Origin of the sequence: Lysinibacillus canaveralius (genome assembly GCF_047301505.1) — a bacterium.
Taxonomy (GTDB): domain Bacteria; phylum Bacillota; class Bacilli; order Bacillales_A; family Planococcaceae; genus Lysinibacillus_B.
In genome coordinates this window covers 2167068-2193757 of the sequence record NZ_CP154840.1, presented here as the reverse complement: position 1 = coordinate 2193757, position 26690 = coordinate 2167068, and the positions used below count along the sequence as shown (strand labels likewise).

Sequence of the window (26690 nt, the reverse complement as noted above, 5' to 3'; positions counted from 1 at the left end):
CTACTTCAACGCATCGACAATTGTGTCGACATTATGTTTATACATACCGGTATAGGTTCCTTCGTCTGTTCCTTCAGCACCCATTGCATCCGAGAACAGCTCACCGCCGATTGTGATGTTATGGCCTTTTTCCTTTGCTCCTTCAATTACCGCCTTCATTGCTTTATCTGACACACTGGATTCCACAAAAATGGCCTTTATATGATGGTCCGATAAGAAGTTAACCATATTCTGAACATCTTTTACACCGTATTCAGCGTCTGTACTCAGTCCTTGAAGACCTCTTACATCAAACCCTTGGCTCTTTCCAAAATAATTGAAGGCATCATGTGCTGTTACAAGGATACGCTGACTTTCCGGAATTTCCTGAATGCGTGCATTGACATATGCACGCAAATCTTCAAGCTCTGCCAAATAAGCAGCCTCGTTTTTCTCAAAGTCGTCCTTGAAGTCTGGATATTCCTCGACGAGTGTTTGACCAACTGACTCTACAACGTCCTTCCACAATGTGATATCGAACCAGATATGTGGATCATGTAAGTCGGGATTGTCTTCGTCTGCCAGCAGCATTTCTTCATCCAGCGTTTCACCAACAGCAAGCACTGTCTTTTCTTCTGCCATTTGAGTGAAAATGTCTTGCATCTGCCCTTCAAGGTGAAGTCCGTTGTAAAAAATAACTTCTGCTTCATCCAGTTTTGTAACATCACTTTGGGTTGCTTTATATAGATGTGGATCTACCCCGGGACCCATTAACGTTGTGACATCTAAATGTTCACCACCAATTGCCCTTACTACATCTGCAATCTGACCGGTCGTTGCTACTACATCGCCTTCTTTTTCTTTTCCGCTTTCCTCATCTCCACATGCAGCAAGCAGTAATGACAACCCCAATACAGTAATCAATCGTTTCATCATTTACTAAACTCCTTTTATCAGTTTAAAAGAAACATATTGATCCATCCGTACCTTGCTCCGTTTCAAATGAGGAACAGTTAGGCAATTGGAAAACAACAGATCGATCATACGTATCAGTTGTTTCTTATACAACAATAAGTTTCCTTAAGGAAAAATATATGCTAACACGAAAGATAATGCAACCAATTTACACAAAAAAGTGTCCTCAATAAAAAAACGCCCCGTTATGGGACGTCCTGTTATTTATAAATTTATATAATTTTTTGAAAGAGTTTGTTGGATGGTCCCTCTTCTATTACCTTCTACTACTTGAAAGATAAAATGAAAAAGCGAATAGCTAAATAAATCATTTTACTTTACATAATAATATTATTGAAAGGATTCTTTTGCATAACTTCCCGAATTTGTTCATCCTCAATGTGTGTATATATTTGGGTTGTTGCCACACTAGAGTGGCCAAGAATATGCTGGAGACTCCGTATGTCTGCACCTGCTTTATACATCATTGTCGCGGAAGTGTGGCGCAGCTTGTGAGGAGTTAATTGCTCTTTTTGTAGAGAAGACCGATTGATCTGCTTGACGATTTTAGCTACAGTCTGTCTTGTAAAGCGCGTTCCCTTCTGCGAAACAAACAATGGTTCATCCCCTTCTCCGGTATAAGATCTCCTTTCCGGTAAATATTGTTCAAGTGCCGCTAAACAGGCATCATTCAAGTAAACCGTACGTTCCTTATTGCCTTTCCCGATTACTGTCGCTTTTCGTCCTTGAATAGAATGGAGATGTAAAGCACAGAGTTCGGACACTCGTATACCGAGATTCAAAAAGAACATAATTATACAGTAATCTCGCTTACTGTATGTTCTTTCATTAATGGAGGTGACGAAGACCTGCGCTTCCTCCATATTCAGATAAACCGGCTTGCGTTTCCCGATTTTTGGTGTTTCCAATTCTTCCGCGATATTGTACTCAATCAGACGCCGCTTTCCTTTCAAGTATTTGAAAAACGAACGCAGTGTTGCTACTTTTCTTGCCCTCGCTGCGGCTGAATTTTTTCGCTGTACCTCGCAGTACTCAAGGAATAAGTATAAATCCTCCAGTGTGAGTTCCTTAATCCACTCGATTGTTATATCAGAAATATCGATTGTATGTATTTCACTGATCGGAATATCATCCTGCACCGCTTTAAGAAAACGGAATGTAAGAACAAGATCGTATTCATATTCTTTTCGTGTACGCTGAGATTTTCCTCGTATCGTCGTTAAATAGATACAAAAATCTTTAAGTATTTTTGGTAGTTTGACTTGTGCCATGTGCTCACCTCTATCTTATATTTTATCACAAAAAAAGTTCCCAAATATGTATTTGGGAACTTTATTGCTATTTTTTATAAAAAAACGGCTTTTTTACGCTTCATATAGAACATTTGTTCTATATCCTGAGAATCGCATTCAGACGCATTGAAATATCATTTTACATATCTTCCCCCATCTCGATTCGTCTCAGCGCTATTACAAGAAATCGATTTACCGGGATCTACCCTAGTGAAATTCAATAGGTTTTTCTTTTGAAAGCTTGCCGATAATTGAAAAAGAGTAAGCATTCTATTATGCTGCTCTATCGAAAGCCCTTTTTGAAAATGGTGTGGTCATCTGCCTAGATGCACAAAATATATTTTTATACATAAGGTATTATGAAGTTATATGGAAAGAAGGTATGAAGACATGTATAATAATCCGTTCGAGGATTTTGGTTCTTCCAATAGGTTGTTTCCTCAAACACCTGGCGGGCAGTTCTTCCCGCCTGGGAGTCCTTTTCCACCAGGTGTCCCGCCACAACCCGGCGGGGGATTTGGTCCGCCTTTTGGGCCTCCTGGGCAAAACCAGCCGCCAGGACCACCGCCCGGATTTGTCCCGTCATTCCCCACTGCCCAAGCTTATGCTGGGGGAATGAATCGTTGTTTGTTCCGTAATACGTATGTATGGTTAAGAAATGGAAGGTCTTTTTGGTTCTATCCAATTTCGATGACACGGGATACTATTATAGGATTCCGCTGGAGTAATCGAAGAGGCTGGGTTTTCAGCTCCATTCGACGTAGCAATATCCTCACTTTTACATGTTTCTTCTTCTAGTAGCATTAAGGAGGAGCAGTAGATTTGTTCATTCATTAAGCTTAGGTCCTCTCCTTTTGGACCTGAGCTTTTTTGCGCAACTCACCGGACTTTAACATACGATGAGGTAAAAGAATTAGAGGTGACATATGATTCATAATGTAATGCCTGGTGAAACGTTGTCCCAAATTGCGAGGGATTTTCGGATACCTTATCAAAATTTACTCTCTGCTAACCCGTCCATTGTTAATCCGGATATCCTGTATGTAGGCCAACCTATTCAAATTCCGGGTTATCCGGATCCTAATACGCTGCCATATCGGATAGACATCTCTCTCAAAAAAAGGACGCTTCAGCTTTATAGAGACGGCGTTCTTCAAAAAACGTATCCCATTGCTGTTGGAAGAATGCTTCATGGCACACCTGTTGGCAGCTATATTATCCTCAATAAAGCACCGAACCCAGGAGGACCTTTTGGAACAATGTGGATGAGTTTATCAAAGGAGCATTACGGCATTCACGGAACAAATGACCCAAGCTCAATCGGCAAAGCTGTTTCACGCGGCTGTATCCGAATGCAAAATCGGGATGTTGAAGAATTAGCAAGTATTGTTCCTATCGGGACTGCGGTTGATATACATTTGTAGTATGTTTTGTGATATTAGAGGGATTACGGTTTGAATTACAGCTTTAATGAACGGAAAGCAACACAGCAGCAAAGCCCTGGAATGTTCTAGGGCTTTTCATGGAAAGAATATAGTTTAGTTATTTGATAAAAGCGTGATCTTCCTTACATATTCTTTGGCGCCTTTATGCCAAGAATTCGTAAGGACTCTTCCAAAACAGTTGATACACAATAACTGAAGGCTAATCTCTGCTGTATTCCTTCATCATCTGTTAATACCTTTGTCTGGCCATAGTACTTATTATAGATGCGCGCAAGTTTGAGCGCATATTTTGCAATAAGTGATGGGTCAGCCTGTTCATAAGCGGTATTAATCGTCTCTGGGAAATCTCCCAGCTGTAAAATCCCCTGCCAGGCAGTATCGCCTAAAGAAGCAAACTCGATTTTTTCAGGTATAAATTGCGCCTTATATAATAAGGAAGAAATTCTTGCATAAGTATACTGAATATATGGTGCTGTTTCCCCTTCAAAATTCAGCATCTGCTCAATGGAAAACTCGATATCGTTCATCCGGTGATTTTTTAGATCATTGAAAATAACCGCTCCTACTCCGACCTGCTCAGCTACCTTCTCCTTATCCTGCAGTGAAGGATTCTTCAGTTCAATGTTTTTCTTTGCCATCTCAATCGTTTCGGCAAGGACCTCCGCTAATAGTACAACTTTCCCTTTACGCGTCGACATCTTTTTCCCATCTTTTAATATCATCCCAAACGGAACATGCATCAATCGCTCCGCCCAGTTATAACCCATTTTTTTAATAACCGCAAACAGCTGATTGAAATGAAGCGACTGCTCATTTCCTACGACATAAAAGGATCTTGCAGGTTGATATTCTTGCCAGCGGTACATTGCTGCTGCCAGGTCACGCGTTGCATAAAGTGTAGCACCGTCTGTTTTTGTAATGAGACATGGCGGCATGCTATCTACTTCTACTACAAAGGCTCCTTGTGATTCAGCAAGCAGTTTCTTTTCGTTTAATTCCTTTATAACAGAATCCATCTTGTCGTTATAAAAAGCTTCCCCGTGATAAGAATCAAATGAAATACCTAACTGTTCGTAAACTTTACCGAATTCAGCCAGCGATACCTCTCTAAACAATTTCCAAAGCTGGGTAGCTTCTTCGTCTTGATCTTCGAGCGCCTTAAACGCCTGTCTAGCCAATTCATTGAGTCCGGGATTTTGCTCCGCTTCGTCATGAAACTTTACGTAGATCTTTAGCAGCTCCTCAATCGGAGAAGATGTAATTGCTTCTTTGTTTCCCCATAACTTGTATGCGACGATCAGCTTCCCGAATTGGGTTCCCCAATCCCCGAGATGATTGATTCGTACTGATTGGAAGCCAATCTTTTCAGCTATATTTGCTAGTGCATTACCGATAACTGTTGATCGTAAGTGTCCCATAGAAAATGGTTTTGCAATATTAGGGCTTGAGAAATCAATGACTACCTTTTTCCCATTTGCCTGCTTACTTCCGTAGCTCTCCTGTTCAGAAAGAATACGGTTAAGAATCCGGTTGATTGCATTTTCTTGGGCATAGAAAATGTTAATGTAACCGCCAACCACCTGTACATCTTTATATAACGTCTGTTGTAACTTCCCGGCCACTTCTTCTGCAATTAATTGTGGAGACTTCCGAAACTTCTTGGCTAGCGAAAAACAAGGAAACGAAATATCCCCTAAGTGTTCATACTTTGGTTTTTCAAGAAGCTCTTCTATCTCTTTGTAATCCAGCTGGCCTTCTAAAGCTTGCTCTAAGTCTTTTACAATTTGCTCCTGCATCCTAATTCCTCCCATATAAAAAGCCCCCGTCTCTAAATAGAGACGAGAGCATAGTTCCCGTGGTACCACTCTAGTTGCCGCATACAGCGACCACTTTCCATTGTTAACGGGGTGCCTCCCCGGAATTCCCTACTAATGTTCAGGAATCTTCTCCAAAGTGCGTTTCATTTATTCATTCGTATCAGGCTCACACCATTCCCTGACTCGCTTGCCGACTAAAATAAACTACTTTCTTTTTCATCGAATTTCGTGACATGTAATTTCAAATTATATTAGAGGAGAATCTTGGAATTGTCAACAGACAAAATCATAATAAACTTTTATTGCATATTTTTAACATCTTACACCCTGTGTTGTGTAAATTTAAGGAAAAAATGATTCACATACATCATGCTTCGTGTTTCTAATTAATTTACAATAGGACGTGTGAGGTTTATACATAAACGCCAGAAGAAAAAGTAGTTTTTGAGGAGGAGGAAGATGAAGTTTTGGCGGAATTACCGATTATTGATAGGAGGATTTGGCTTTTCTAACCTTGGAAACTGGATTTACCTCGTTGCGCTGAATGTATATGTATTGAATTTGACTGATTCAGCAGCTGCTGTCGCCGGTATTTTTATCGTTGGGCCAATTGCAAGAATTGTAGCCAGCTTTTTTGCAGGTTCCTTGATTGACCGGGCAAATAAACGAAAACTAATGATCGCAACAGATATAATACGTGGAGGTTTGATTATATTCCTGCCCTTCATGCAATCAATTTGGCTTATTTATACAGTTCTGTTTTTAACGAATATTGCAAGCAGCTTTTTCGGACCAAGCAGTATATACTACATTACTAAATATGTGAAAGAAGAAGATCGCACACGTTTCAATGCCCTGCTTGGCACCTTCAACTCTGGCGCATTTATGGTTGGCCCGGCTTTATCGGGAGCACTCATCTATTTGTTTAATCCATCCATAGCTATTTGGGTCAACAGCTTCACATTTTTTGTATGTGCACTCATTATATTTTACTTACCGGATGTAGATGAAAAAGTAGAAAACGTACGAGAACCTTTATCCCTTAACATGTTGAAAGCAGACTTTCTAACCGTGATGCAGTTTGCCCGTCAGGAAAGCGGATTTATTACTATCTACCTTGTTTATCAGCTTGCCTTGATGATTGCATTTGCCCTTGACTCTCAAGAAGTAACATTCATTAAGCAGAATCTAGGCGCTTCGGAAAGTATATATGGGCTCATAGTCAGTTTGACTGGAATTGGTGCGATCAGCGGAGGCTTACTAGCTGCCGCTTTAGTAAGTAAGTTTTCCTTGAAGTCTTACATTAGCGTTGGGTTTTCATTAACGATGATTTTTTATACGGTTTTCTATGCTTCATCAGTTTTATGGCTCGCCATCACAAGCTTCATTCTGTTAGGTTTCTTTATGGCCTTCAGCAATGCCGGATATGATACTTTTTATCAGAAGAGTGTACCCCCTGAGTTGATGGGCCGCTTTGGAAGTGTAGGGCTGATTTTGACAAGCACCGTCCAAATCCTATTTACGTTTTTATTAGGCATTTTTGCTGAAGTATTTACCCTGCAACCGGTCGCCGTTCTTCTTGGCAGTATCGGTGTACTGCTTGCTCTTATCCTTTCAGGGATTTTGTATACAAAACAGAGAGCTGTCGTCAACCAATAGGCGAATTCATAAACACCTTACGCTGGAAATAGGTAATGACTACCAAGGAACCAATGTAAGGTGTTTTCTTTTTGTCTTTAACTAACAAATAATAGTGATTACAGTCTCTGAAAAGGCTGTTTTCTAAGCTGGCATTTTTGTATCCGTAGGTTGGGCATAGCCATCTTTATAGTTTTCGTCAATTATTTGGCGAATTTCCTTCAATGATTTGCCTTCTTGATGCATTTTAACTGAGTTTACAGCGATTTCAATGCAAACATTACAACGGGTTCCATGATCATCCCATATAATCTTCCCGTCTTCTTTAACTTCCTGGATAAAGCAGTTCATGTTGCTTGTGTGGCCGGCAGATTCTCCACAACCACAGTAGCAAGGCATCCACTCTAAAACTTCGGGCGCCTGTCCGGCAATCTGATATGCTGCTCTAATTAAATCTGTTTGATTATCTAAAAATGATGGCAGAACTTCTGCACTTTCTGTCTGCTCCTGGATATCGCCGACGGCATGTTCATGTCCTGCATGATTTTCAGCCGTTTCTACTGGCTCTTCCTTTGGAGCTGCTGCCTCTTCATTATTACATGCTGCTAATAACAGAGCTCCCGCTACTAAAAATGACCATTTTTTCATGATAACTCTCCTAACTAAATAATAATCCTCATTCCAATCATATCGGATTAACAATAGAATATGGAATCAAAAATATGACCTCAAAGCAGAAGCATGGCTATTTTGTGACTTTTCTTGCTAATCAGTTGTTTTTTCTTCTAATAGATAAAGAATCATTTAGCAGCTTGTACTCACTCACCGGTCAAAATGGCGACTGGTGCTTAAAGAAACAATAAAAAAGCAAAACAGACGATAAGGAGATTCTCTCCAATAAGAATGGAGGAAGACCCCTGCGTAATACAGATACAAATATTAGTGAAAGAAGGTTATTATATCTCCAAGTGGCTCAATCCTTCACCATTTCCTGAAAATAGCTTTGTATATCAGCAGGCAGTTCCTCTACCTGGATGATTTTCAGCTTCTCTGTTCCAGGCGTCGTTCTTAGTAAATAAGCTGTGTCTTGATAGCTTAGTAATGTGAACTGTGAAATGATATGGGGGTAATTTTGAAGGTTACTTATAAATTCATAATCTTCCTCAGAAAAGGATTCCGTGTCTCCCTCGGCCAATAGCTTTTTTACCTCTTCATAGTCACCAGTATTTTGGATAGAACGAAACAGCTCAACTGAAGTGGACGGAGCCAGGTAAACGTTATGATATATGTTTGCAATGAGAAGACCTAAAGAGAGACCAACTAGTATGTATCCAAATGCAGCTTTCTTCATCGTTTAATCATTCCTTTCTTTTATATTGCAGCATGGGGTCTAATAGGAAACATGAAGCCCTAGAGCTAGATAAGCAAGTATGAGTCCAGGTGAGACTGCAACCCATCCTGGACTAAAACACGTAAAGTTACTTTGTATTCGTAAACCCGCCATCAATACGAATAACTTCCCCATTAATGTATTCTGCTTTAGAAGTCAGTAGGAATGTTACGAGTTCTGCTACCTCTTCAGCAGTTCCTAATCGTCTTTGGGGGATACCTGCTGTAGCATTCGCCTTCATTTCTGGATTTGCTTCATAAAATGCTTTGACCATTGGTGTTTCAGTTGGTCCTGGCGCAATGGCATTGACGCGAAGGCCTTCTTTTGCATATTCAGCTACCATACTTTTTGTCAGACCGATAATCCCATGCTTTGTCGCTGAATAAGTAACAACAGAATCTTGACCAATAACGCCTGCACTAGATGCTGTATTGACAATAGAGCCGCCGCCATTTTTCAGCATGACTTCTGCTACGTAACGAACTCCGTACAATGCACCCAGCAAGTTGATACCTACTATTTTTTCGATTTCTTCAATTGATGAATCTAAATAATAGGAGCCGCTTCCGGAAATCCCTGCATTATTGAAGAAATAGTCAATAGAACCAAAATGCTCTACCGTCTTGTCCACATAGTTTTTCACATCTTCTGCCTTCGACACGTCCGCTTTAATAAAGATAGCATTAGCTCCAGCCTTTTTCACTAACTCTACAGTCTCGTTTCCACCTTTTTCGCTTACATCGACGACCGCGATATTCACACCTTCTTGTGCTAAACGTTCAGCAGTTGCTTGACCTAAACCACTTCCACCGCCTGTAATGATTGCTACTTTACCCATAATAAAACCTCCCTAAGAGTTTTGTGCTACCATTTCATTATTACCTCAAAAGAAATTAATAAAACTTGTTAACTTAATGCTCTATTCAGGATGTGTTTACCTAAACTGAAATAAAAAAACGCCCAATCCTGCTGGCGGCAGGATTGGGCGTTTGATTGTTCGAAAGTATTACACATGTTTTTATATAAAAAGGAGTTTTTACGTTATTTACAATTCAACAAATTTGGAATAATTGCTTTTACCTGTAACAGCGGCTGTCCTGATTTTTGTGTCAAGGCTAGGATTATACCGCCTTCTATCATTGCGATAAGAGATGTGCTCAAGCTTTTTGCCATATCATCTGAATAGCCATGTTCCTTTAGCTTTTGAATATAAATGTCTTCCCAGCAAAAGAAAGTTTCTTCACAAGCTTTACGCATAGCTTCGGTTTCAAAGGCAGATTCTGCAGCCATTAATCCAAATGGGACGATGGAAAACCATTCTTCCTGCAGCCGTTCTTCTGAACTGAAGATTTCAGCAAGCATTTCCAAATGTTGCTGCACAGCTGTGACGGGATCTGCAATTTTAAAATTCTCTTTTAATTTATCGGCAACAAGATTTCTGGAAATGGTAAGTGCTTCAATAGCCAATTGCTCTTTTCCCTGCGGAAAATGATAATATAGCGATCCTTTTGGTGCACCAGATTCTTTTAATATTTGATTCATTCCAGTTGCATGGTAGCCTCTTAAACAAAACAACCGTGTAGCTGTTAATAATATCTTTTCTCTTGACTGATTATGATTCAATACGATACCCCCAAAATATAGCAATGGCTCTTCATCATTTTAATTACCTATTTTTTAAAAGTCAAATAGCCTCTATTTGTGATTTTACTCATACTTTTTTAATTAAAATCCTCAAAACCAACTAATTCTTTCCATGAAAAGCCTCTTCAAAGTACGCAGGTTTTAATCGCTGCCCCTTTCTTTGAATACATTTTATAACCTGCTCTTCATGTTATTAGTATACGAAATAAACGTATGTTAAAATAAATCGGTACTGTGAGGCAAAAAGTAATATATGTTTGGAAAGATTTCTAGTTCGTTCTTACATAGTCAACGTGATAGCAGCAGTTATTTTTAAAAGATGGCATGTATAGTGATAGGAGTTTCTTTTTAACTTAGATTTGAAGGAGTTGAGAAAGATGAACAAAGGTTGGGCGCTCGTTTTAGGAGGTGCCTGTATTGAAGTATTATGGGTGATTGGTTTAAAGCACGCGACTACTACTCTGGAGTGGATTGGGACCATCATCTGCATTTTGTTAAGCTTCTATTTCATCATTGCTGCTGGTAACTATATTCCGGTCGGCTCGGTTTATGCTGTTTTTGTAGGTCTAGGAACTGCTGGAACTGTGGTGGTTGATTTAGTAGTATTTAAAGAACCGATCGAATGGCCAAAGCTGCTCTTTATCGCTATGCTGCTTGCTGGAGTAATCGGACTTAAGCTTGTAACAGATAAGGAGAGTGATACATAATGGCCTGGCTGGCACTTATTTTTGCAGGGCTTTGTGAAGCATTTGGTGTGCTGATGATTATGCGGTTGAATAATCAACGAAACTGGCAGTCATTGGCTATGCTCGTACTTGGTTTTTCAGGTAGCTTCCTTTTACTTTCCTATGCAATGGAGACGCTGCCAATGAGTACTGCATATGCTGTCTGGACAGGTATTGGCGCATCAATCGGTGCCATATTGGGAATGATTTTCTACGGAGAATCCCGCAGCTGGAAGCGTATTTTATGTATAGCGCTCATTATTTCTGGGGCTGTTGGACTGAAGCTTGTTGCCTGAATGCTTTAAAGGAAGGCTGTTATCCTCCATAGGAAAGCAGCCTTCCTTTTAGTTTGCATATAGTTTTTTCTGATCAAGTTTCTTTTTTGTCCATACAAGTGTAAATAATAGGATTAATTCAAATGCGTTTGTAGCTGCATTGCTTCCAATATCAAACGGTACTGCACTGCCAAATGCCATGAGTACGGTACCAATCAGCATCCATGGCCATTTTGCTTTCCACCAAAGCATAATTCCAGCAATGATTAATGCTAACACTACCATAAGGATCATAATCGGCGGACCTGCAGCCTCTTCTGCTGAGGAGTAGCTTAATGCACCGTAATCTCTGGAAGCTTCCAAAACCAACCCGTTCAATTCTGTCGTATACTCCACAATCATTGCAGCGATTGTATACAAAGTGCCGATTAATAGTACCCAAGAGTTTTGAGCCCATTTAATATTTGCTTCTCGCATAACAGCTGCTGAAAATAAAATAAGGGTTGGTGTAAAGAGCGCATGGAACCAAAAGCGAAGTAAGTTTAAGGTTTCAAGAAAAGTCCCTTCTCCAATGAGAATGCCAACTCCATAAATTGCATTATCATATATAAGTGCTGCTACAACAAAAAAGATGACACTGGACAAAGTCCATGCGTTATGTGTACGCAACCCCCAAAATAGCAGAAATGCATAAGCAATTGCAAACAAGCCAAAAATAATTGAATCCATCTAAGCACCTCCTCTATCTCTATACCCACTGAAAGTATGATTATGCTATCCTGGATTCATTCTTAAAGAAATATGTAAAGCAATAATGAAGTGAATAGATTTTTTCAAATAAGATCCTTATTTGGTTAAAAGCAATATTTGTTTTTTGCTTTTAAAATCTGAATAATAACTTGTTTTTATTATTATTCCAAGTTTCTATATGATTAAGATAACTTCTTGTTTACTTTTCGTAAAATGATGTGTGTTTACTTTTTATTTGGAGCGATAAATTTTTTAATATAAAATAACAATTAGAGTCGGATAATGTGTTGATTTGAGCTGTTTAATTTGTGTAGATATTCTTTTACTTTCCATTCATTATTTGTTTAAGAATAGGCATTCTAGTATATATATGTTATAATTAACTTTTACTACGTATAAGGACGTGACTATTTTGATTAAAATTGAACTACCAAAACCTGATCTTGTGATCCGCCAACGCGAGCAAGCATTGAAACCTGGCGATGTACCGATTACTCCTTATTTTGGATTTATCGATTTCCATAAAATTACGCGTGATAAGGGCGGCATTTTTTTCTTCTATAACGAAAAAAACGAACTTCTATTTGTTGGGAAGGCTCGTAAAATCCGTCAACGTATCAAAAAACATTTTGAAGATAATGTTTCGCCAATGAAAAATCACCGTGATGAAATCTTTAAAATTGAAGTATATGAAATTGAAGATCCAATGGAACGTGAAATTTACGAAACATATGCCATTAATACATTACGTGCAAAATATAACACAGAGAAGGTCTTCTACTAATAGTCCTCCCCTCTTCATTATGTTTTATATTTACACGCTGAACGCAGGGGAAATTGTCTCTGCGTTTTTTTATTTACTAATATACTTTTGATTTTTAAGTTTACATAATAATGTTATCGGTAGAAATTATTCTTCAAGTTAAAGCGCTTTTACCGCATCCTTTCATAAAGTATATACAAAAAAGCGCCCACTCCGTTTGAAGGGGGGCTCTGTTATTATTTTTCGCAGGCTATTCCATCTTTATCGTTATCCAGCTTGCTATTCAGCTTATAAAGCTTAGCATTTACTGTAGCGCTAGATGCTTTATATGTGATTTTACCATCCTTTTGGCTTTTCACCGCATTTTTCGTATTTGCTGATGTCTTTACCCCATACTTATGAACTGCATTTAATTCCTTACACGTTTTGTATGACACTTCTCCTGCAGCTTCTACTTCACTCGTTGAAGTGATGGCTGGTACTGCAAAACCAAGTGTTAAAACTGTAGCAATAATGATTGATTTTTTCAAAGCTATCTCCCCCCTATTAGTTCATCATAAATTGAACGGTGGAAAATAGCATCCATAATTTTTTGCTATTATCAGCCTTATACTGTTAACTATTTTCTCTATAACTTTTCTCAAATTGAATTGGAAAAATTACATCTGCAACTGTTTCTCTGCTGTACTTTTCTGGTTATCAATTTTCTTAACAATAAAGAGTAGAATGATGATTCCGAGTAGACAAGTAGCAGTGCCTGCACCGGCTAGTACAGCTGAAACGCCAATCCACTTAGCTAACAGTGCCCCTGCTGTTGGAGCAATTAACATAGAGAATGTCTGAACAGATGTCGCTACTGCCGAAACCCTCCCCATCATTTCTTTTGGGGTCTCAGACTGCAGAATAAAACCATATGGCACTGATTCACCTGAACCTAACAATCCTAAGAAAAAGGCGCCAGCAATCCAGCCAAAATGAGGAAGCTCAATGACATTCATACTGCCTAGTCCCAACAAAATAATAACGGTGCCGCTGAAAATAGCTGCAGCTGCCATAAAGTGAATCGGTTTACGCTTCCATTGCGTCCAGTTCCCCATAAGCAGCGAACCTACCACACTCCCAAGACCGACAGCACTAATTAAAATACCGAAATCTCCTTCGCTGAAACCGAGTTTTTGAGCTACGAAAATAAACAGCCCATCATATAGGAAAATAATGAAGAAGGCGATTGATGATAGAAGGACAGAAATTTTTAATAAAGGTGTTTTCGAAATATGATGGATTCCGCCTAACAGCTCTCCCCAATACTTTGTTTTTTTCTCTTCCCTCTCCTGTTTTTCCACATCATTATGCTCTTTATGATCGTCAATTTTAGGCAGTGTCAATAAAAATAGAATTGCAATCGTAAAGCCTATCATCTCTACGACGAAAGGACTTCTTGCACCAAATAAAGCAATAATCCCACCGCCAAGAGCCGGCCCGACAATTTTCATTGTATTCATAGAAAGCTGACTTAGTGTTACTGCCTCTGGTAACTGGTCTTCCGTTACGGTATGTCTAATTGCACTTTGACGGGCCGGATCATAAATTGCCGCTACCGTTCCTTTTAAAAATACAAAAAGTAATAAAATATACAAGTTAGGAGCAAAGAATAAGCCTGCAACAAAGACAATCCTCAGTATTAAACAAATGATCATCACATGCTTTTTTGGAAGACGATCTACAAATACACTCGCAAACGGCCCGACAATTACCCATGGTAGTCCGATGACTACAATTACTGCAGCAATTGCTGTTTCATCCAAGCCCCACTGATAAGCAACAATTACTTGAATAGCCAAAAAGTCCAGCCAGTTGCCCAAATCAGAGAAGAGCTGTGCACCAAACAAAGAACGAAAGGAACGAACTTTTAAAGGTTTAAAAATACCTGCTTTCATCTATTAGCTCTCCTCTTCACTTTGAATAGCTGCCCGTCGCCTTGCAAGCAGTTTATCCGTATTACCGTTTGGATCCTGCCCGTTTGGAAGCTGTTTCTCCTCAAGAATATGGATTGATTCCTCAATCCACTTCAACTCAGCTTCCAAACGGAGTTCCCCGTAGCGGATTGATAACATTCCGTAATCACTAATATAAGAGGTGCCATTCGTCGGCCAATTTTTCACGAATCCTAGTAAATCCTCTGTCACTGCCTTTCTTTTTAATAAATGATCGATTAAAACTTCATCATCCATATCCGCATGCCAAGTAGACATCTTCATCAGCAATTCGTCTTTCACAACTGGGTAAGCCGGTGGAAGGGTGAGCCATTTTTCAAACTCTTTCCACCCTTTTGGTGTTAGCTCATATTGCTTCTTTTTTCGTCCCTCTTCCTCCTCTTCAATCGGATAGATCAGCCCTTCTTCTTCTAGCTTTTTTAGTTTCGGGTAAATGCTGCCGTAGCTCATGCCCCAATAAAGGCCAGCCGCCTTATGCTCGAATTCAGCTTTAATATTGTATCCAGTACTCGGCCAAAAGCTTAAAATAGCGAGTATAGAATGTTCAATGGACATCTGAAATCCCCCTTATATATCAGTTTGATATATCACCTTGTTACATATAATATGCTTAAATATTCTGAAAATCAATAAAAAAAGCCCTCTATATCATAAAAAATGACTTGAGGACTATGTTCATTTCTTTCTATAGTAAAAATAAAGACTTTCATTGCTACTTTGGCTGTTGGATAAGATGTTCAATCTTTTCCTTACCTCTGAAGCAGTTTTCCCAAGACTAACCGCTTCACAGGAAGACAAGTCAATATATATTAATAATCATTGATCTGAAGGCGCCTTCTAGACGAAATGATTGCCTTACTGCTTAACTATTTCATAAAAAAATGTTTTCATATAACTACCTACTTTTACATCTACTAATCAATTCATAATTTAGATACAAACAAGTTAAATAGATCATTTCAATATAATTTATTTACCATTGGATCAAAAAAAGCCTTTAAACATTTTTATGCTTAAAGACTTTTTCAGCCCAATCAACGATCTTTTTCTGTATTTCTACGATGCATTTCCCGCAAAACGTCCGAAACAATCCGCGTAATGAAATAGGCTGTTACAATCAAACCAATAATCCCCAAAACCATCATCCAGATAGACTGACTTGCATAGATCATTCCTACAACAAAGAGAATGAAGAAAAAAACGATTCCTATTATATAGGATACTGGCATTTCACTTTCCTCCTTATGCTGCTAGGGCTGACTTCTACCCTGTTGCTTTCCTTCCTCCACCATTCCCCGAAAAGTCTCTCTTTAAAAGTCTTGTTAGCTTTCACGACAAGATGAAAATGTATGCTGATTAGGTCATTTATAAAAAATAGCGAAATAATATTCATTGCTTCTATTCCAAATAATTTAACTTACTAAAAAACCGACATGTGGACTTACCCCTGTCAAGTAGACAGCTTTAAAAAAGACTAAGCAGCCATCTGGTGTCGATATTCTATCGGTGCCAGGTGGTTGAGTCGTTTTTGGAAGCGTTGGAAGTTATAAAAGTAGATGTATTGTTCAACGGCTTGTCTCACTGCTTCTTCCGTATTATCGTGTAAAAGATATAAACACTCGCTTTTAAAGTGCGAGAAGAACGACTCGATACAAGCGTTATCATGGCAGTTTCCTTTGCGAGAATGACTGCCAATCATGCCAAGTTGACCTACGGTCTGATGATACTTAATCGATGTGTATTGGAAGCCCTGATCCGAATGGATGATGCTTCGGTACACCTTTCTTTTTGCCGTCAATTCCTGTAGTGTGTCCATGACTAATTCTAAATCGTTACGCTCACTAATTTTCCAGGCGACAATTTCGTTGTTATATAAATCTTGTACAGCTGATAGGTAGAGAAAACCATTTTTCGTCGGTAAATACGTAATATCTGTCACGAGCACCTCATTTTCTACACGCTCTTTAAAATTACGCGCCAGCACATTATCAAATACACGCGATAGTCGATTCCCCCATATACGATGCTTTTTACGGATAATCGATTGAATACCCAGCTCACTCATTAATCGATAGACCTTCTTATGATTCACATGAAATCCTTTGTCCCGTAAAGCGATTTTCATACGAGGATAACCATACATTTTATGCGTTTGATGAATCCCTAAAATATGCTCCTTTAAAAGGATATCATCACGTTTACGTAACGATACCTTGCCATTTTTAAGCCATCTATAATAACCTGAACGTTCAACTTTCGCCATTTCAGTGAGCCATGTAATCGGATACCGATCTTTCATTTCTTCGATAATATGATAACGGTCTGGATAAGTGGGCATTCCTCCATTTACAGATTTGGATACTGCTTTTTTAAGTATTCTACCTGTGCCTTATAGTAATCACGTTCTTCTTCTACAGTTTTAAAGTGGGTACGTTTTCCTTTTAACGGATTCTTCACACCTTTCGCTCCAGAACCCGTAGATGGAAGGCGATTAAAGGCTTCAATTGATTCAACTTCTTTAAATTTTTTCACCCAGGCCTTCACTTGTGAAACATTGCGAATTTCATATCGATCCGCAATCTTTTGCATACTTTCATTGCTCGTTAAATAGGCTTGTACAATTTCTAACTTCAATTCATTTGAATACGTATTATTTTTTCGCGACATAGAGAAAATCCCCTTTAAGTAAAATGTTTATCTACAGCGTACTGTAGGTTTTTTAACATTGTCTACTTAAAGGGGATAATATCACATGCATATTTTGCATATCGGTTCATTTAAATATATGTAGCTGCACAGCAAAGGCTGCCTGGTGGATGACATACGGCCGTGATCAGTCAATGCCTTAACCATGACTCCAGGATTTGAAAGAGCCTTCAGCTTTATACTTTCAGCTTTAATAGTATAAGAGCTTTGAAACGTGAGCTTTCAGGTTTGAGCCTTCAGCTTTGAACTTTCAATTAAGGAAAACCCTATTTACTAGTTGTTTGATTGGCGTTTATTATTTCAACTCGTCAACGCCAAAAGACGAGCGACTGATCGTTTTTTGTTTTCGCCAGGCCATGCATAGTTTTCATTGCACCACTTCTATAAAAGTCGTCGCGTTCGATTCAGAAAGCACTGCATCAACCTCTGATTCAAATTCATTAATACGATCTTCCATAGCTTCGATTACTTTCTTTACCTTTAGCGGATCAAGCAGTTCGTATTCATTTCGTTTCATAAAAGTCTCTGTATGCAGCTCTACCTCTTCCGGTGTTTGCTTTTCTTTATTCCCCAGGATATTGACGAGATATGCTTCCAGTTTCTCCGGGAGTTCATCATTATTTTTTGCTGCTCGCTGTATCGCGTTATTATACTGCTGAATGAGAGTGGATAACAGATTTTTCTCATACTGTATCGACTGTTTTCGTTCAATCGCCTCAGCAACAGTCATTTCATGACTACCAACTTTTACTACTGTTCTTGCATTGGATTCTACAACTAATGCCTTCAAGCGGTTTCGGTAAGCAATTAGCCCGACAACCTTGTCATGCGAGCTTTGCATGTTTTTTATAAATTCCTCGACTTCAAGTCCGTCAATTTTTTTATCACTTTTTCGATGGGCAACAACCGCCTTTACTGCACGGTTTGCTTCTTCGATTCGTTTATGCAGCATTTTCAACTCCGTTAATGCACGGTGAATTGTCATTCTCTTAAACTCTGTCATATGAATCTCCTTTTCGATAAAAAATATCATTATAGGAAAATGATTTGTATGTTGGGCGTTCTGTAACTAAAATGAATCATCATTCTTTCATCAACTTACATGATATGAATAACAATTTATTGTTAGCTACGCATTATTGTACGTGAAATGCTTACGCTTATCCAGTATTTACAAATAGTAAATCTATAATTTCCATCCAAGTGACATCTCTTGATTTAATTGTTAGAGAAATGTTTCCAAAATGAAAGAAAGGGAATGAGAATCATACAAAACTTTTTACTGAACGAAGGGAATGATGTTGAAATGATGAAATGGTATCATACAGCAATGGCGGGAGCAGGTGTGGTATTCGGTATCGTAACAGGTGTCGTCATCTATATGAACTTTATTTCCGTAGTGTAAGGAATTGAGGGCAAGCCAGTATCTGGCTTGCCCTTCCTTTTTAGCCTGTTGATAATCTGCCATTCGTTCTGTCACATACAATCTCCCATATAGCTTTCCTTTATACAGTTAATTTCTTTTCGTTTTCACTACAATCAGAGCAAGTAAAAATAGAATGGTGCTTAATTTTTATTTATTTGCCGTTTTTAATAGTAATAATTATGTTGAACTCCTCTTACTAAACCAGCACTGAGTCCTATTAACAGCAGCACAACGATTGCATAACCATTTACTTCAATCATCCTCTACCCCTTCACATACCATTGCTCTATATCTGTTAGTAAACTTAACTTTCTCAATCAACTCTTCCTATACAACCATATTTATAAAATGCTACCATATAAAGTAAAGAAGTTTTTTTAATAATTCTATTATAAATAGACATTATCTATAGGGAGGTAAAAATGATGAAGAAGTTTTTCGAATATAATTGGCAAGTTAGAGATGAATGGTTTGAATGGTGTCATCAGCTTACCCATGACGAGTTGATAAAGGAACGACAAGGAGGAGTCGGCAGCTTCTTACATACGCTTTTTCATATTACCGAAGTGGAATTTAGCTGGATTCGCGCTATTGAAGGAAAGGAAGATTCCCCTTTTCATTTTGAAGACTTCAAAACGCTTCCTGAAGTCCGGTCCCTTTCTAATGAGCTGCGTATTGAAAACGCCGCATTTCTTCAAAAGGATTTATTGGCTATCAAAGAAGAATTCGTAACTGTGGTGTGGGATGATCAGTCATATTCAGTAGAAGATATTTTGCATCATATCATCGCCCATGAAATTCATCATATTGGCCAGCTTTCTATCTGGGCAAGGGATATCGGGCGTTCCCCGGTGCCTGCCAATTTCATTGGCAGAAAGCTTGGGTTATCCAGTGATTCGATTAAATGAAAAGACGTAACGAAAGAGGAGGTACATGAATTGAAATTTCTCCTGCTGCTTTTCGGTTTTCTTTCTATTTCAATATCAGCTTATAGTTTACTAACAAAAGATTTTTCATATGGCCCTGTTTCTATTTTATTTTTAGCAGCAATGTATCTTTTATTAGGTATACGAGATATGAAATTGAACGGAAAACGAGGATATGGCGTGTATATCATTTTGGCAGCACTCGCAGCCGGCACGATGGGGATGTTGTCTTTATAAAACATATAATGAAAGAACCCGTATGTTGAAATAGCTCCTTTCAATCATACGGGTTTTCTAACTTGAATTCTAATAGCTACATAAATTCTCTACTGAGAGAAATGATTATACCGGGCTAACACCGTGCTTGCGTTCTGTAAATGTCAATTTCTTGGATTTATAAGCATCTAAACGAAGCTCTAATGTTTTACGAAGTTCGTTCGGTTCAATGACATCATCAATAATTAATTCAGACGCTAAACGGTATACATCAATTTCTTTACGGTACTCTTCACGCTGCTGCTCGATAAATGCTGCCTGTTCTTCTTTAGGCAGTGCTGCAATTTTATTCGCATAAACAGCATTGACTGCAGCTTCCGGACCCATTACGGCAATTTGTGCACCTGTTAATGCAATACATACATCCGGTTCAAACGCAGGACCTGCCATTGCATAGAGACCTGCACCGTATGCCTTACGAACAATTACTGTAATTTTCGGTACTGTTGCTTCGCTCATCGCAAAGATCATTTTCGCGCCATGGCGGATAATACCCATTTTTTCTACTTGAGTACCGATCATAAAACCAGGTACATCTGCAAGGAATAGCAGCGGAATGTGGAAAGCATCACACAAACTAATGAATTTAGCTGCTTTGTCTGCAGAATCATGGAACAGTACGCCGCCTTTAACCCGCGGCTGGTTAGCAATGATACCGACAGATTGACCATTAATTCGAGCAAATCCCGTGATGATTTCAGCTGCGAACAGCTTCTTCACCTCACAGAATGAGCCTTCATCAATAATGCGGTCAATTAAGTCATACATATTAAACGCAGCATTTTGATTTGCAGGGATGATTTCCTCGATAGATTTTTCAAATGTCGCAGGAAGTTTAGGCTCTTCCACGTTCGGCTTATTTTTAAAGTTGTCTGGGAAGTAACTGATGTATTGTCTAGCATAGGCAATTGCTTCTTCCTCAGTTTTTGCTAGTACATCTCCACAGCCTGAGATCGAACAGTGCATCTTTGCCCCACCCATTGTCTCAAGGTCAACTTTTTCTCCGATAACCATCTCTGCCATACGAGGCGATCCAAGATACATCGATGCATTTCCTTCTACCATGACTACGACATCACAGAAGGCAGGAATATACGCACCACCTGCAGCTGAAGGACCGAACAAAAGACAAATTTGCGGAATACGCCCAGATAATTTGACCTGATTATAAAAAATACGGCCTGCTCCGCGACGTCCCGGGAACATTTCTAATTGGTCCGTAATACGTGCTCCAGCTGAGTCCACTAAATAAAGTAAAGGAACGCTAAGCTTTTCAGCCGTCTCCTGGATGCGGATAATTTTCTCAACTGTTCTCTTTCCCCATGAGCCTGCTTTGACTGTTGAATCATTTGCCATTACACATACAGTTCGTCCATGAATCTTTCCAATACCTGTGACGACGCCATCTGCAGGTAGGTCGCCTGCAAGTACATTGGCAAACGTTCCATCTTCAGCCTGTAATCCCTCATCAAATAGCAGCTCTAGACGCTCACGAACAAATAATTTTCCTTGTTCTTTATTCTTTTCATGATACTTTTCGTGACCGCCCTTTAATACGGTATCCTTCATTTCTTGGTGTTTATTATCAGCTGTTAATTTAGTCATTTCTCCCATCCCCCTTTTATTTGCCGCTGTAGACCGGTGAACGTTTTTCCTGGAAAGCTTTCAATCCTTCCAGCCGATCTTCCGTATGAAGTAATCGACTATAAGCTAATGATTCGATTTGTAGTCCGGTAGAAATATCCGTCTGCATCCCCTGATTGATAGCCGTTTTGGCCTGAATAAGTGACAGTGGTGCATTTTTAGCAATCTCACGTGCCAATTCCTTTGCCTGTTCCAGAAGATCTTGCGGTTCAACAATGTGCTCAATAATGCCGTATTGATAAGCTTCTTCTGCAGACAGTCGACGAGCCGTATAAATCAGCTCCTTTGCTTTTCCCGTACCAATAAGACGGGGGAGTCGCTGTGTTCCTCCTGCTCCTGGAATGATACCAAGTGCAGTTTCTGTCAATCCGATTTTTGCTGTACTGCTGGCCATCCGAATATCACAAGCAAGGGCAAGCTCAAGACCGCCTCCAAAAGCGACACCGTTAATAGCTGCAATAACCGGCTGTGCGAGTGATTCAAAATGATTCACCGTTTTGCCGATTAGTGCAATTGTTTTGCGGGTTTCTTCTTCATTCATCCCCTTGCGTTCCTTTAAATCGGCTCCGGCACAGAATGCTTTTTCGCCCTCTCCAGTAACAATTACTGCACGAATAGAACGATCATAGTGGATTGCTTCTAGTGCTTCGTTGATCTCTTGCAGCATCTGAACGGACAGCGCATTGGCTGCCTCAGCCCGAGTAAACACGACAACCGCTACACTATCTTGCACTTCTACTGTTACGAAATTTGGCATGATTCTTCCTCCCCTCGTGCAATAGCCACCATTTTAGATGATAGTTTTTTACCGACAATGTCTTCTAAGGATAGGGCTGTCTGCTGGATTTTTTTCAGGTTCACTCCTGTGTCGATACCCATCCCATGCAATAAATATAATAAATCCTCTGTTGCCACGTTGCCTGAGGCTCCTTTTGCATAAGGACAGCCGCCAAGCCCCCCGACGGCACTATCAAACTTTGTAATACCATGCGTCAAACTTGTCATGACATTTGCTAATGCTGTTCCTCGTGTATCATGGAAATGCATCGCCAGCTGTTCTGCTTTAAAATGACGCAGCATTTCCTGAAGCAGCGCATCCACTTGAGTCGGAACACCGACGCCGATTGTATCTCCAAGCGATATTTCAGAAATGCCCATATCAAATAATTTTTCGGCCACATATACGACCTGTTCTGGTTTTGTATAGCCATCGTATGGACATGAAATAACAGTAGAAATATAGCCGCGTACCGTTTTCCCTGCTGCAAGAGCACCATCAACAACTTCTTTTAAAACTGGGAAAGTTTCATCAATTGATTTGTTGATATTTGACTTGTTATGGCCTTCACTTGCCGACATAAACACACTCACTTCATCCACATCGGCATTAAGTGCTCTTTCTAGTCCCTTGCTGTTCGGCACAAGTGCAGCATACGTAACATCGTTGTTTCGCTTAATTTCTTTTAGAACTTCTACGGCGTCTGCCAGCTGCGGAATCCATTTCGGATGAACGAAGCTCGTAACCTCAATGTAATTGAGCCCCGTATCACTTAAACGATTAACAAGCTTTATTTTCTCTTCAGTCGAAATAAACGTCATTTCATTTTGCAATCCATCACGTGGACCTACCTCTTTAATTTGCACTTGCTTCGGCAGCTGCATGGACTACACTCCCTTATTCGATTTCGACTAGATCGTCGTCTACGTTGATAAAATCACCTTCAGCAGCAATGATTCGTTTTACTGTACCTGCCTCTTCAGCGGCAATTGGAATTTCCATTTTCATTGATTCTAAAATGACTACATCCTGACCAGCAGAAACTTGCTCGCCTTCCGCCACTAATATTTTCCAAACCGTTCCTGCCATACTCGCTTTTACTATTGTCATATATTATCCCTCCGCGTAAAATAGAATGTAGAGAAGCGGCACGCAGTAGATGTGATCTCGCCAAAGTTCAATCTTTCGCGCCACTTCTCGTTTTATTTACCTATTGCTGTTGCTTTTGGTAAATAATATTCCTCTACAAACTTTGTTGTTGTAATACCGCTTAAAAACTGCTCATGTGTCACTGTGTCCAACAGCATCGGAATATTTGTTTGAATTCCCTCAACTATATAATTCTGCAGGGCGTTAGCCAGTCTTGCACATGCTTCCTCACGTGTCGCTCCAAAAACGACCAGCTTCCCTATCATTGGATCATAGAAAGGAGTAACGTCGCTTCCTGTTTCTACGGCTACCTCATGTCTGATTCCTTCACCTTCCGGTAATACAAGCTTTGTAATTTTTCCGGGTGAAGGGAAAAATGTTACCGGATGTTCCGCATAAATTCGAACTTCGATTGCATGCCCTTTTTTCTGAATGTCTTCTCTTGAAAAGGCAAGCTTCTCGCCGTTTGCCACTTTCAGCTGCTGCTCGACAAGATCCAGTCCTGTAATCTCTTCTGTAACCGGATGCTCAACTTGTAATCTCGTATTCATTTCAAGGAAGTAAAAGTTTTGATCACGGTCAACTAAAAACTCAATTGTTCCTGCATTTGTATAGCCGATATGCTTAGCCGCCTCTACTGCTGCATCGAGCATTTTATTACGTGTTTCTTCTGATATAAATGGTGAAGGTGCTTCTTCCACAACCTTCTGATTGCGACGCTGGATAGAACATTCACGCTCAAATACCGGTACGACATTCCGATGTATATCTGCCAGTACCTGTACTTCCACATGATGCGGCTCTGCAATGAATTTTTCGATGAACATTGTGCCATCTCCGAAGAAACTTTGGGCCCGTTTTTGATTGCCCTCAAACGCTTTACGCAGTTCCTCTTCATTGTTTACCAGCTGCATCCCGATTCCGCCGCCGCCTGCTGATGCTTTCAGCATCACCGGATAACCAATCTCATCTGCAATTTTTGCTGCCTCGTCCGTATCTGCAATCGGTTCATTGACACCTTGTACGATTGGTACTCCAGCCTGCTGCATTGTTTTACGAGCTTCCAGCTTGCTGCCCATTGCCTGAATCACATCAGAGTTTGGACCGATGAATGTCAGACCAGCTTCTTCCACTCGTTTGGCAAAGGCAGCGTTTTCTGATAACAATCCATATCCTGGATGTACAGCATCCGCTCCCGTTTGCTTTGCTACGTCTAAAATGGCTTCCACATTTAAATAACTTTGAGCCACCGGCGGTTTACCGATGCAGAAACTTTCTGTTGCCTCTTTTACATGAAGGCTGTTAGCATCGGCTTCTGAATAGATAGCTACCGTTTCGATATCTAATCTTTTACAAGTTCTAATGATGCGACGTGCAATTTCACCTCGATTGGCGATGAGTACTTTTTTGAACATAACAAAACCTCCCTACTGCAGTGTTTTCACGAAGCCTGCGAACTGTTCGCGAAGTTTGAACTTTTGAATTTTCCCTGACGCCGTCATTGGATAGCTGTCGATGAAAAAGATATAGCGCGGTATTTTGTGTCTTGATATTTTCCCTGTACAAAATTCCTTGATTTCCTCTTCCGTCGCTACCTGTCCTTCTTTTAAGATAATCCAGGCTGCTGCTTCCTCACCATACTTCTCATCCGGTACCCCTGTCACCTGGACATCCAGCACTTTTGCGTGTTGATAAAGAAATTCTTCGATTTCACGAGGATAAACATTCTCTCCCCCGCGTATGATCATATCTTTCAGCCGCCCTGTGACACGCACGTAGCCATTTTCATCCATCGTGCCTAAATCCCCCGTATGAAGCCAGTTATCTGCATCGATTGCTTCTTCTGTCGCCTCCGGATTATTGTAATAGCCCTTCATAACGACATAGCCCCGTGCACAAATTTCTCCCTGTTCACCTCTAGGGACCTCTTCATTAGTACCTGGCTTCGTAATTTTCACTTCTACATTCGGCAGAGCGCGGCCAACTGTTTCTACCTTGAGATCTAATGGGTCATCTGCCCTTGTCTGCGTTAATACCGGCGAGGATTCTGTCTGACCATAACAAATTGTCACATCTTCCATTCCCATAATATTGATGACGCCTCTCATAACTTCTATTGGACAATTGGAGCCTGCCATCACGCCTGTGCGAAGTGTAGAAAGATCGAATTCCTTAATATTCGGTAAATTCAACTCACTAATAAACATTGTCGGTACTCCATGAAGCGCCGTACATTTCTCTTTTTCAACCGTCCGAAGCACTTCCTCGGGATGGAATTCCTGAACAGGAACCATCGTGCCCCCTGCCGAAACGATAGCCAATGTGCCGATTACACAGCCGAAGCAATGGAAAAATGGTACTGGGATACATAGACGGTCTTCGTATGTCAGCTTCATGCATTCTGCAATATTGATTGCGTTATTGATCAGATTTGAATGCCGGAGCATTACACCTTTTGGAAACCCAGTTGTTCCTGATGTATATTGAATATTGATGACATCATCATATGTTAAGGATTGTTTGCGCTGTTCTAGTTGTTCATCTGACACCTCGGTACCTTTTGCCAAAAACTCCTCGTAGGTAAAAGTCCCGGGATATTTCTTATCACTAATCACAACAACGGTTTTCAAAAGCGGCAGGCGGGCACTTTGTAAATTACCTGGATCACAGTCATTCAGCTCTGGGCAAAGTTCATATAATGTATCAATAAATGAGTGGTCCCGATACTGATCAATTAATATAATCGCTCTTGTATCAGATTGCTTAAGCAAAAATTCAAGTTCACTTGCCCGGTAATTCGTGTTGACTGTTACAAGCGGCGCACCCATTTTGCCAGACCCAAACTGCAATCCAGGCCACTGAGGTACATTCGTTGTCCAAACTGAGAAATGGTGTCCTTTTTCTAGACCAATTGCCATCAGTGCTTTTGCTGCTAAGTCACTGTGTTCGTTAAACTGTGCATAAGTCAAACGGTAATCGCGGTCTGTATACACTAATGCCTCTCTTTCTGGATATAGTGCAGCCTTTTCTTCAAGTAACTCACCTAACGTTTGATAAACCAATTCTGCCATACGCATTCCTCCCCTTATTTATTTGTC

30 protein-coding genes and 1 other annotated feature are annotated in these 26690 nt (G+C 39.9%); of the genes, 8 read left to right on the top strand and 22 right to left on the bottom strand.

Going from position 1 to position 26690, the window contains the following annotated elements:
• From AA0Y26_RS11080 to AA0Y26_RS11070, 3 genes are all read right to left on the bottom strand, one after another.
• On the bottom strand, positions 1-915 hold the full coding sequence (locus AA0Y26_RS11080; RefSeq protein ID WP_413367830.1) for a metal ABC transporter solute-binding protein, Zn/Mn family: 915 nt from the start codon (positions 913-915) through the stop codon (positions 1-3).
• Positions 916-1271: 356 nt separating this feature from the next.
• Positions 1272-2225 carry a tyrosine recombinase XerC gene (locus tag AA0Y26_RS11075; RefSeq protein ID WP_413367828.1) on the bottom strand — a complete coding sequence of 318 codons (954 nt, stop codon included), beginning with the start codon at positions 2223-2225 and terminating at the stop codon, positions 1272-1274.
• A gap of 364 nt (positions 2226-2589) precedes the next feature.
• Complete coding sequence (locus AA0Y26_RS11070; protein WP_413367826.1) at positions 2590-2931, bottom strand: hypothetical protein; 342 nt, start codon at positions 2929-2931, stop codon at positions 2590-2592.
• Between the two features lie 241 nt (positions 2932-3172).
• On the opposite strand from AA0Y26_RS11070, the gene AA0Y26_RS11065 reads away from it, so the two are divergent.
• A complete protein-coding gene (locus tag AA0Y26_RS11065) occupies positions 3173-3670 on the top strand; it encodes a L,D-transpeptidase family protein (RefSeq protein WP_413367824.1) in 498 nt (165 codons plus the stop codon).
• 143 nt (positions 3671-3813) lie between these two features.
• Here AA0Y26_RS11065 and argS read toward each other — a convergent pair whose 3' ends face one another.
• A complete protein-coding gene (gene argS, locus AA0Y26_RS11060) occupies positions 3814-5487 on the bottom strand; it encodes an arginine--tRNA ligase (RefSeq protein WP_413367822.1) in 1674 nt (557 codons plus the stop codon).
• A 35-nt stretch (positions 5488-5522) separates the two neighbouring features.
• Positions 5523-5737: a binding site (T-box leader), on the bottom strand.
• Positions 5738-5967: 230 nt separating this feature from the next.
• Here argS and AA0Y26_RS11055 point away from each other — a divergent pair.
• Positions 5968-7167, top strand: coding sequence for an MFS transporter (locus AA0Y26_RS11055; protein ID WP_413367820.1), 1200 nt, complete (start codon positions 5968-5970; stop codon positions 7165-7167).
• 123 nt (positions 7168-7290) lie between these two features.
• On the opposite strand, the gene AA0Y26_RS11050 is transcribed toward AA0Y26_RS11055, so the two are convergent.
• From AA0Y26_RS11050 to AA0Y26_RS11035, 4 genes are all read right to left on the bottom strand, one after another.
• The gene (locus AA0Y26_RS11050) at positions 7291-7794 is read right to left on the bottom strand and encodes a PCYCGC motif-containing (lipo)protein (RefSeq protein ID WP_413367818.1); all 504 of its coding nucleotides are present in this window, start codon (positions 7792-7794) and stop codon (positions 7291-7293) included.
• A 325-nt stretch (positions 7795-8119) separates the two neighbouring features.
• On the bottom strand, positions 8120-8497 hold the full coding sequence (locus AA0Y26_RS11045; protein ID WP_413367816.1) for a hypothetical protein: 378 nt from the start codon (positions 8495-8497) through the stop codon (positions 8120-8122).
• A 127-nt stretch (positions 8498-8624) separates the two neighbouring features.
• Positions 8625-9374 carry an SDR family NAD(P)-dependent oxidoreductase gene (locus AA0Y26_RS11040; RefSeq protein WP_413367814.1) on the bottom strand — a complete coding sequence of 250 codons (750 nt, stop codon included), beginning with the start codon at positions 9372-9374 and terminating at the stop codon, positions 8625-8627.
• 203 nt (positions 9375-9577) lie between these two features.
• Positions 9578-10159, bottom strand: coding sequence for a TetR/AcrR family transcriptional regulator (locus tag AA0Y26_RS11035; RefSeq protein ID WP_413367813.1), 582 nt, complete (start codon positions 10157-10159; stop codon positions 9578-9580).
• A gap of 398 nt (positions 10160-10557) precedes the next feature.
• On the opposite strand from AA0Y26_RS11035, the gene AA0Y26_RS11030 reads away from it, so the two are divergent.
• Positions 10558-10887: a DMT family transporter gene (locus tag AA0Y26_RS11030; RefSeq protein WP_413367811.1), complete on the top strand. Its 330-nt coding sequence runs from the start codon at positions 10558-10560 to the stop codon at positions 10885-10887.
• The gene (locus AA0Y26_RS11025) at positions 10887-11201 is read left to right on the top strand and encodes a DMT family transporter (protein ID WP_413367809.1); all 315 of its coding nucleotides are present in this window, start codon (positions 10887-10889) and stop codon (positions 11199-11201) included. Before AA0Y26_RS11030 ends, AA0Y26_RS11025 begins: the two co-directional genes overlap by 1 nt.
• A gap of 48 nt (positions 11202-11249) precedes the next feature.
• Here AA0Y26_RS11025 and AA0Y26_RS11020 read toward each other — a convergent pair whose 3' ends face one another.
• Positions 11250-11909, bottom strand: a complete 660-nt coding sequence (locus AA0Y26_RS11020; protein WP_413367807.1) for a phospholipid phosphatase — start codon at positions 11907-11909, stop codon at positions 11250-11252.
• A gap of 433 nt (positions 11910-12342) precedes the next feature.
• On the opposite strand from AA0Y26_RS11020, the gene AA0Y26_RS11015 reads away from it, so the two are divergent.
• Positions 12343-12714 (top strand): nucleotide excision repair endonuclease, encoded by a 372-nt coding sequence (locus AA0Y26_RS11015; RefSeq protein ID WP_413367805.1) that lies wholly within the window; start codon positions 12343-12345, stop codon positions 12712-12714.
• Between the two features lie 215 nt (positions 12715-12929).
• Here AA0Y26_RS11015 and AA0Y26_RS11010 read toward each other — a convergent pair whose 3' ends face one another.
• From AA0Y26_RS11010 to AA0Y26_RS10980, 7 genes are all read right to left on the bottom strand, one after another.
• Positions 12930-13223, bottom strand: a complete 294-nt coding sequence (locus AA0Y26_RS11010) for an excalibur calcium-binding domain-containing protein (protein WP_413367803.1) — start codon at positions 13221-13223, stop codon at positions 12930-12932.
• Between the two features lie 129 nt (positions 13224-13352).
• The gene (locus AA0Y26_RS11005; RefSeq protein WP_413367801.1) at positions 13353-14630 is read right to left on the bottom strand and encodes an MFS transporter; all 1278 of its coding nucleotides are present in this window, start codon (positions 14628-14630) and stop codon (positions 13353-13355) included.
• A 3-nt stretch (positions 14631-14633) separates the two neighbouring features.
• Entirely contained in the window at positions 14634-15242 is a 609-nt protein-coding gene (locus AA0Y26_RS11000) for a helix-turn-helix transcriptional regulator (protein ID WP_413367799.1), read from the bottom strand.
• A 479-nt stretch (positions 15243-15721) separates the two neighbouring features.
• On the bottom strand, positions 15722-15916 hold the full coding sequence (locus tag AA0Y26_RS10995) for a hypothetical protein (RefSeq protein ID WP_413367797.1): 195 nt from the start codon (positions 15914-15916) through the stop codon (positions 15722-15724).
• A 245-nt stretch (positions 15917-16161) separates the two neighbouring features.
• Positions 16162-17025, bottom strand: a complete 864-nt coding sequence (locus tag AA0Y26_RS10990) for an IS3 family transposase (RefSeq protein WP_413367795.1) — start codon at positions 17023-17025, stop codon at positions 16162-16164.
• A gap of 8 nt (positions 17026-17033) precedes the next feature.
• Positions 17034-17354 carry a transposase gene (locus AA0Y26_RS10985; RefSeq protein ID WP_413364128.1) on the bottom strand — a complete coding sequence of 107 codons (321 nt, stop codon included), beginning with the start codon at positions 17352-17354 and terminating at the stop codon, positions 17034-17036.
• A gap of 406 nt (positions 17355-17760) precedes the next feature.
• A complete protein-coding gene (locus AA0Y26_RS10980) occupies positions 17761-18396 on the bottom strand; it encodes a hypothetical protein (RefSeq protein WP_413367793.1) in 636 nt (211 codons plus the stop codon).
• A 255-nt stretch (positions 18397-18651) separates the two neighbouring features.
• Between AA0Y26_RS10980 and AA0Y26_RS10975 the strand changes: the two genes are divergently transcribed.
• From AA0Y26_RS10975 to AA0Y26_RS10965, 3 genes are all read left to right on the top strand, one after another.
• Complete coding sequence (locus AA0Y26_RS10975; RefSeq protein WP_413367792.1) at positions 18652-18798, top strand: hypothetical protein; 147 nt, start codon at positions 18652-18654, stop codon at positions 18796-18798.
• Positions 18799-19244: 446 nt separating this feature from the next.
• Positions 19245-19727 carry a DinB family protein gene (locus AA0Y26_RS10970; RefSeq protein ID WP_413368173.1) on the top strand — a complete coding sequence of 161 codons (483 nt, stop codon included), beginning with the start codon at positions 19245-19247 and terminating at the stop codon, positions 19725-19727.
• Positions 19728-19757: 30 nt separating this feature from the next.
• A complete protein-coding gene (locus AA0Y26_RS10965) occupies positions 19758-19982 on the top strand; it encodes a hypothetical protein (protein WP_413367790.1) in 225 nt (74 codons plus the stop codon).
• A 105-nt stretch (positions 19983-20087) separates the two neighbouring features.
• On the opposite strand, the gene AA0Y26_RS10960 is transcribed toward AA0Y26_RS10965, so the two are convergent.
• From AA0Y26_RS10960 to AA0Y26_RS10935, 6 genes are all read right to left on the bottom strand, one after another.
• The gene (locus AA0Y26_RS10960) at positions 20088-21626 is read right to left on the bottom strand and encodes an acyl-CoA carboxylase subunit beta (protein ID WP_413367788.1); all 1539 of its coding nucleotides are present in this window, start codon (positions 21624-21626) and stop codon (positions 20088-20090) included.
• Positions 21627-21642: 16 nt separating this feature from the next.
• Positions 21643-22422 (bottom strand): enoyl-CoA hydratase, encoded by a 780-nt coding sequence (locus tag AA0Y26_RS10955; protein WP_413367786.1) that lies wholly within the window; start codon positions 22420-22422, stop codon positions 21643-21645.
• Positions 22407-23327 carry a hydroxymethylglutaryl-CoA lyase gene (locus tag AA0Y26_RS10950; protein ID WP_413367784.1) on the bottom strand — a complete coding sequence of 307 codons (921 nt, stop codon included), beginning with the start codon at positions 23325-23327 and terminating at the stop codon, positions 22407-22409. The genes AA0Y26_RS10955 and AA0Y26_RS10950 overlap by 16 nt, the downstream gene beginning before the upstream one ends.
• Positions 23328-23340: 13 nt before the next feature.
• Positions 23341-23553, bottom strand: a complete 213-nt coding sequence (locus tag AA0Y26_RS10945; protein ID WP_413367782.1) for an acetyl-CoA carboxylase biotin carboxyl carrier protein subunit — start codon at positions 23551-23553, stop codon at positions 23341-23343.
• Positions 23554-23645: 92 nt separating this feature from the next.
• On the bottom strand, positions 23646-25007 hold the full coding sequence (locus tag AA0Y26_RS10940) for an acetyl-CoA carboxylase biotin carboxylase subunit (RefSeq protein WP_413367780.1): 1362 nt from the start codon (positions 25005-25007) through the stop codon (positions 23646-23648).
• A gap of 12 nt (positions 25008-25019) precedes the next feature.
• Complete coding sequence (locus AA0Y26_RS10935; protein ID WP_413367778.1) at positions 25020-26663, bottom strand: AMP-binding protein; 1644 nt, start codon at positions 26661-26663, stop codon at positions 25020-25022.
• Between the last annotated feature and the right edge of the window lie 27 nt (positions 26664-26690).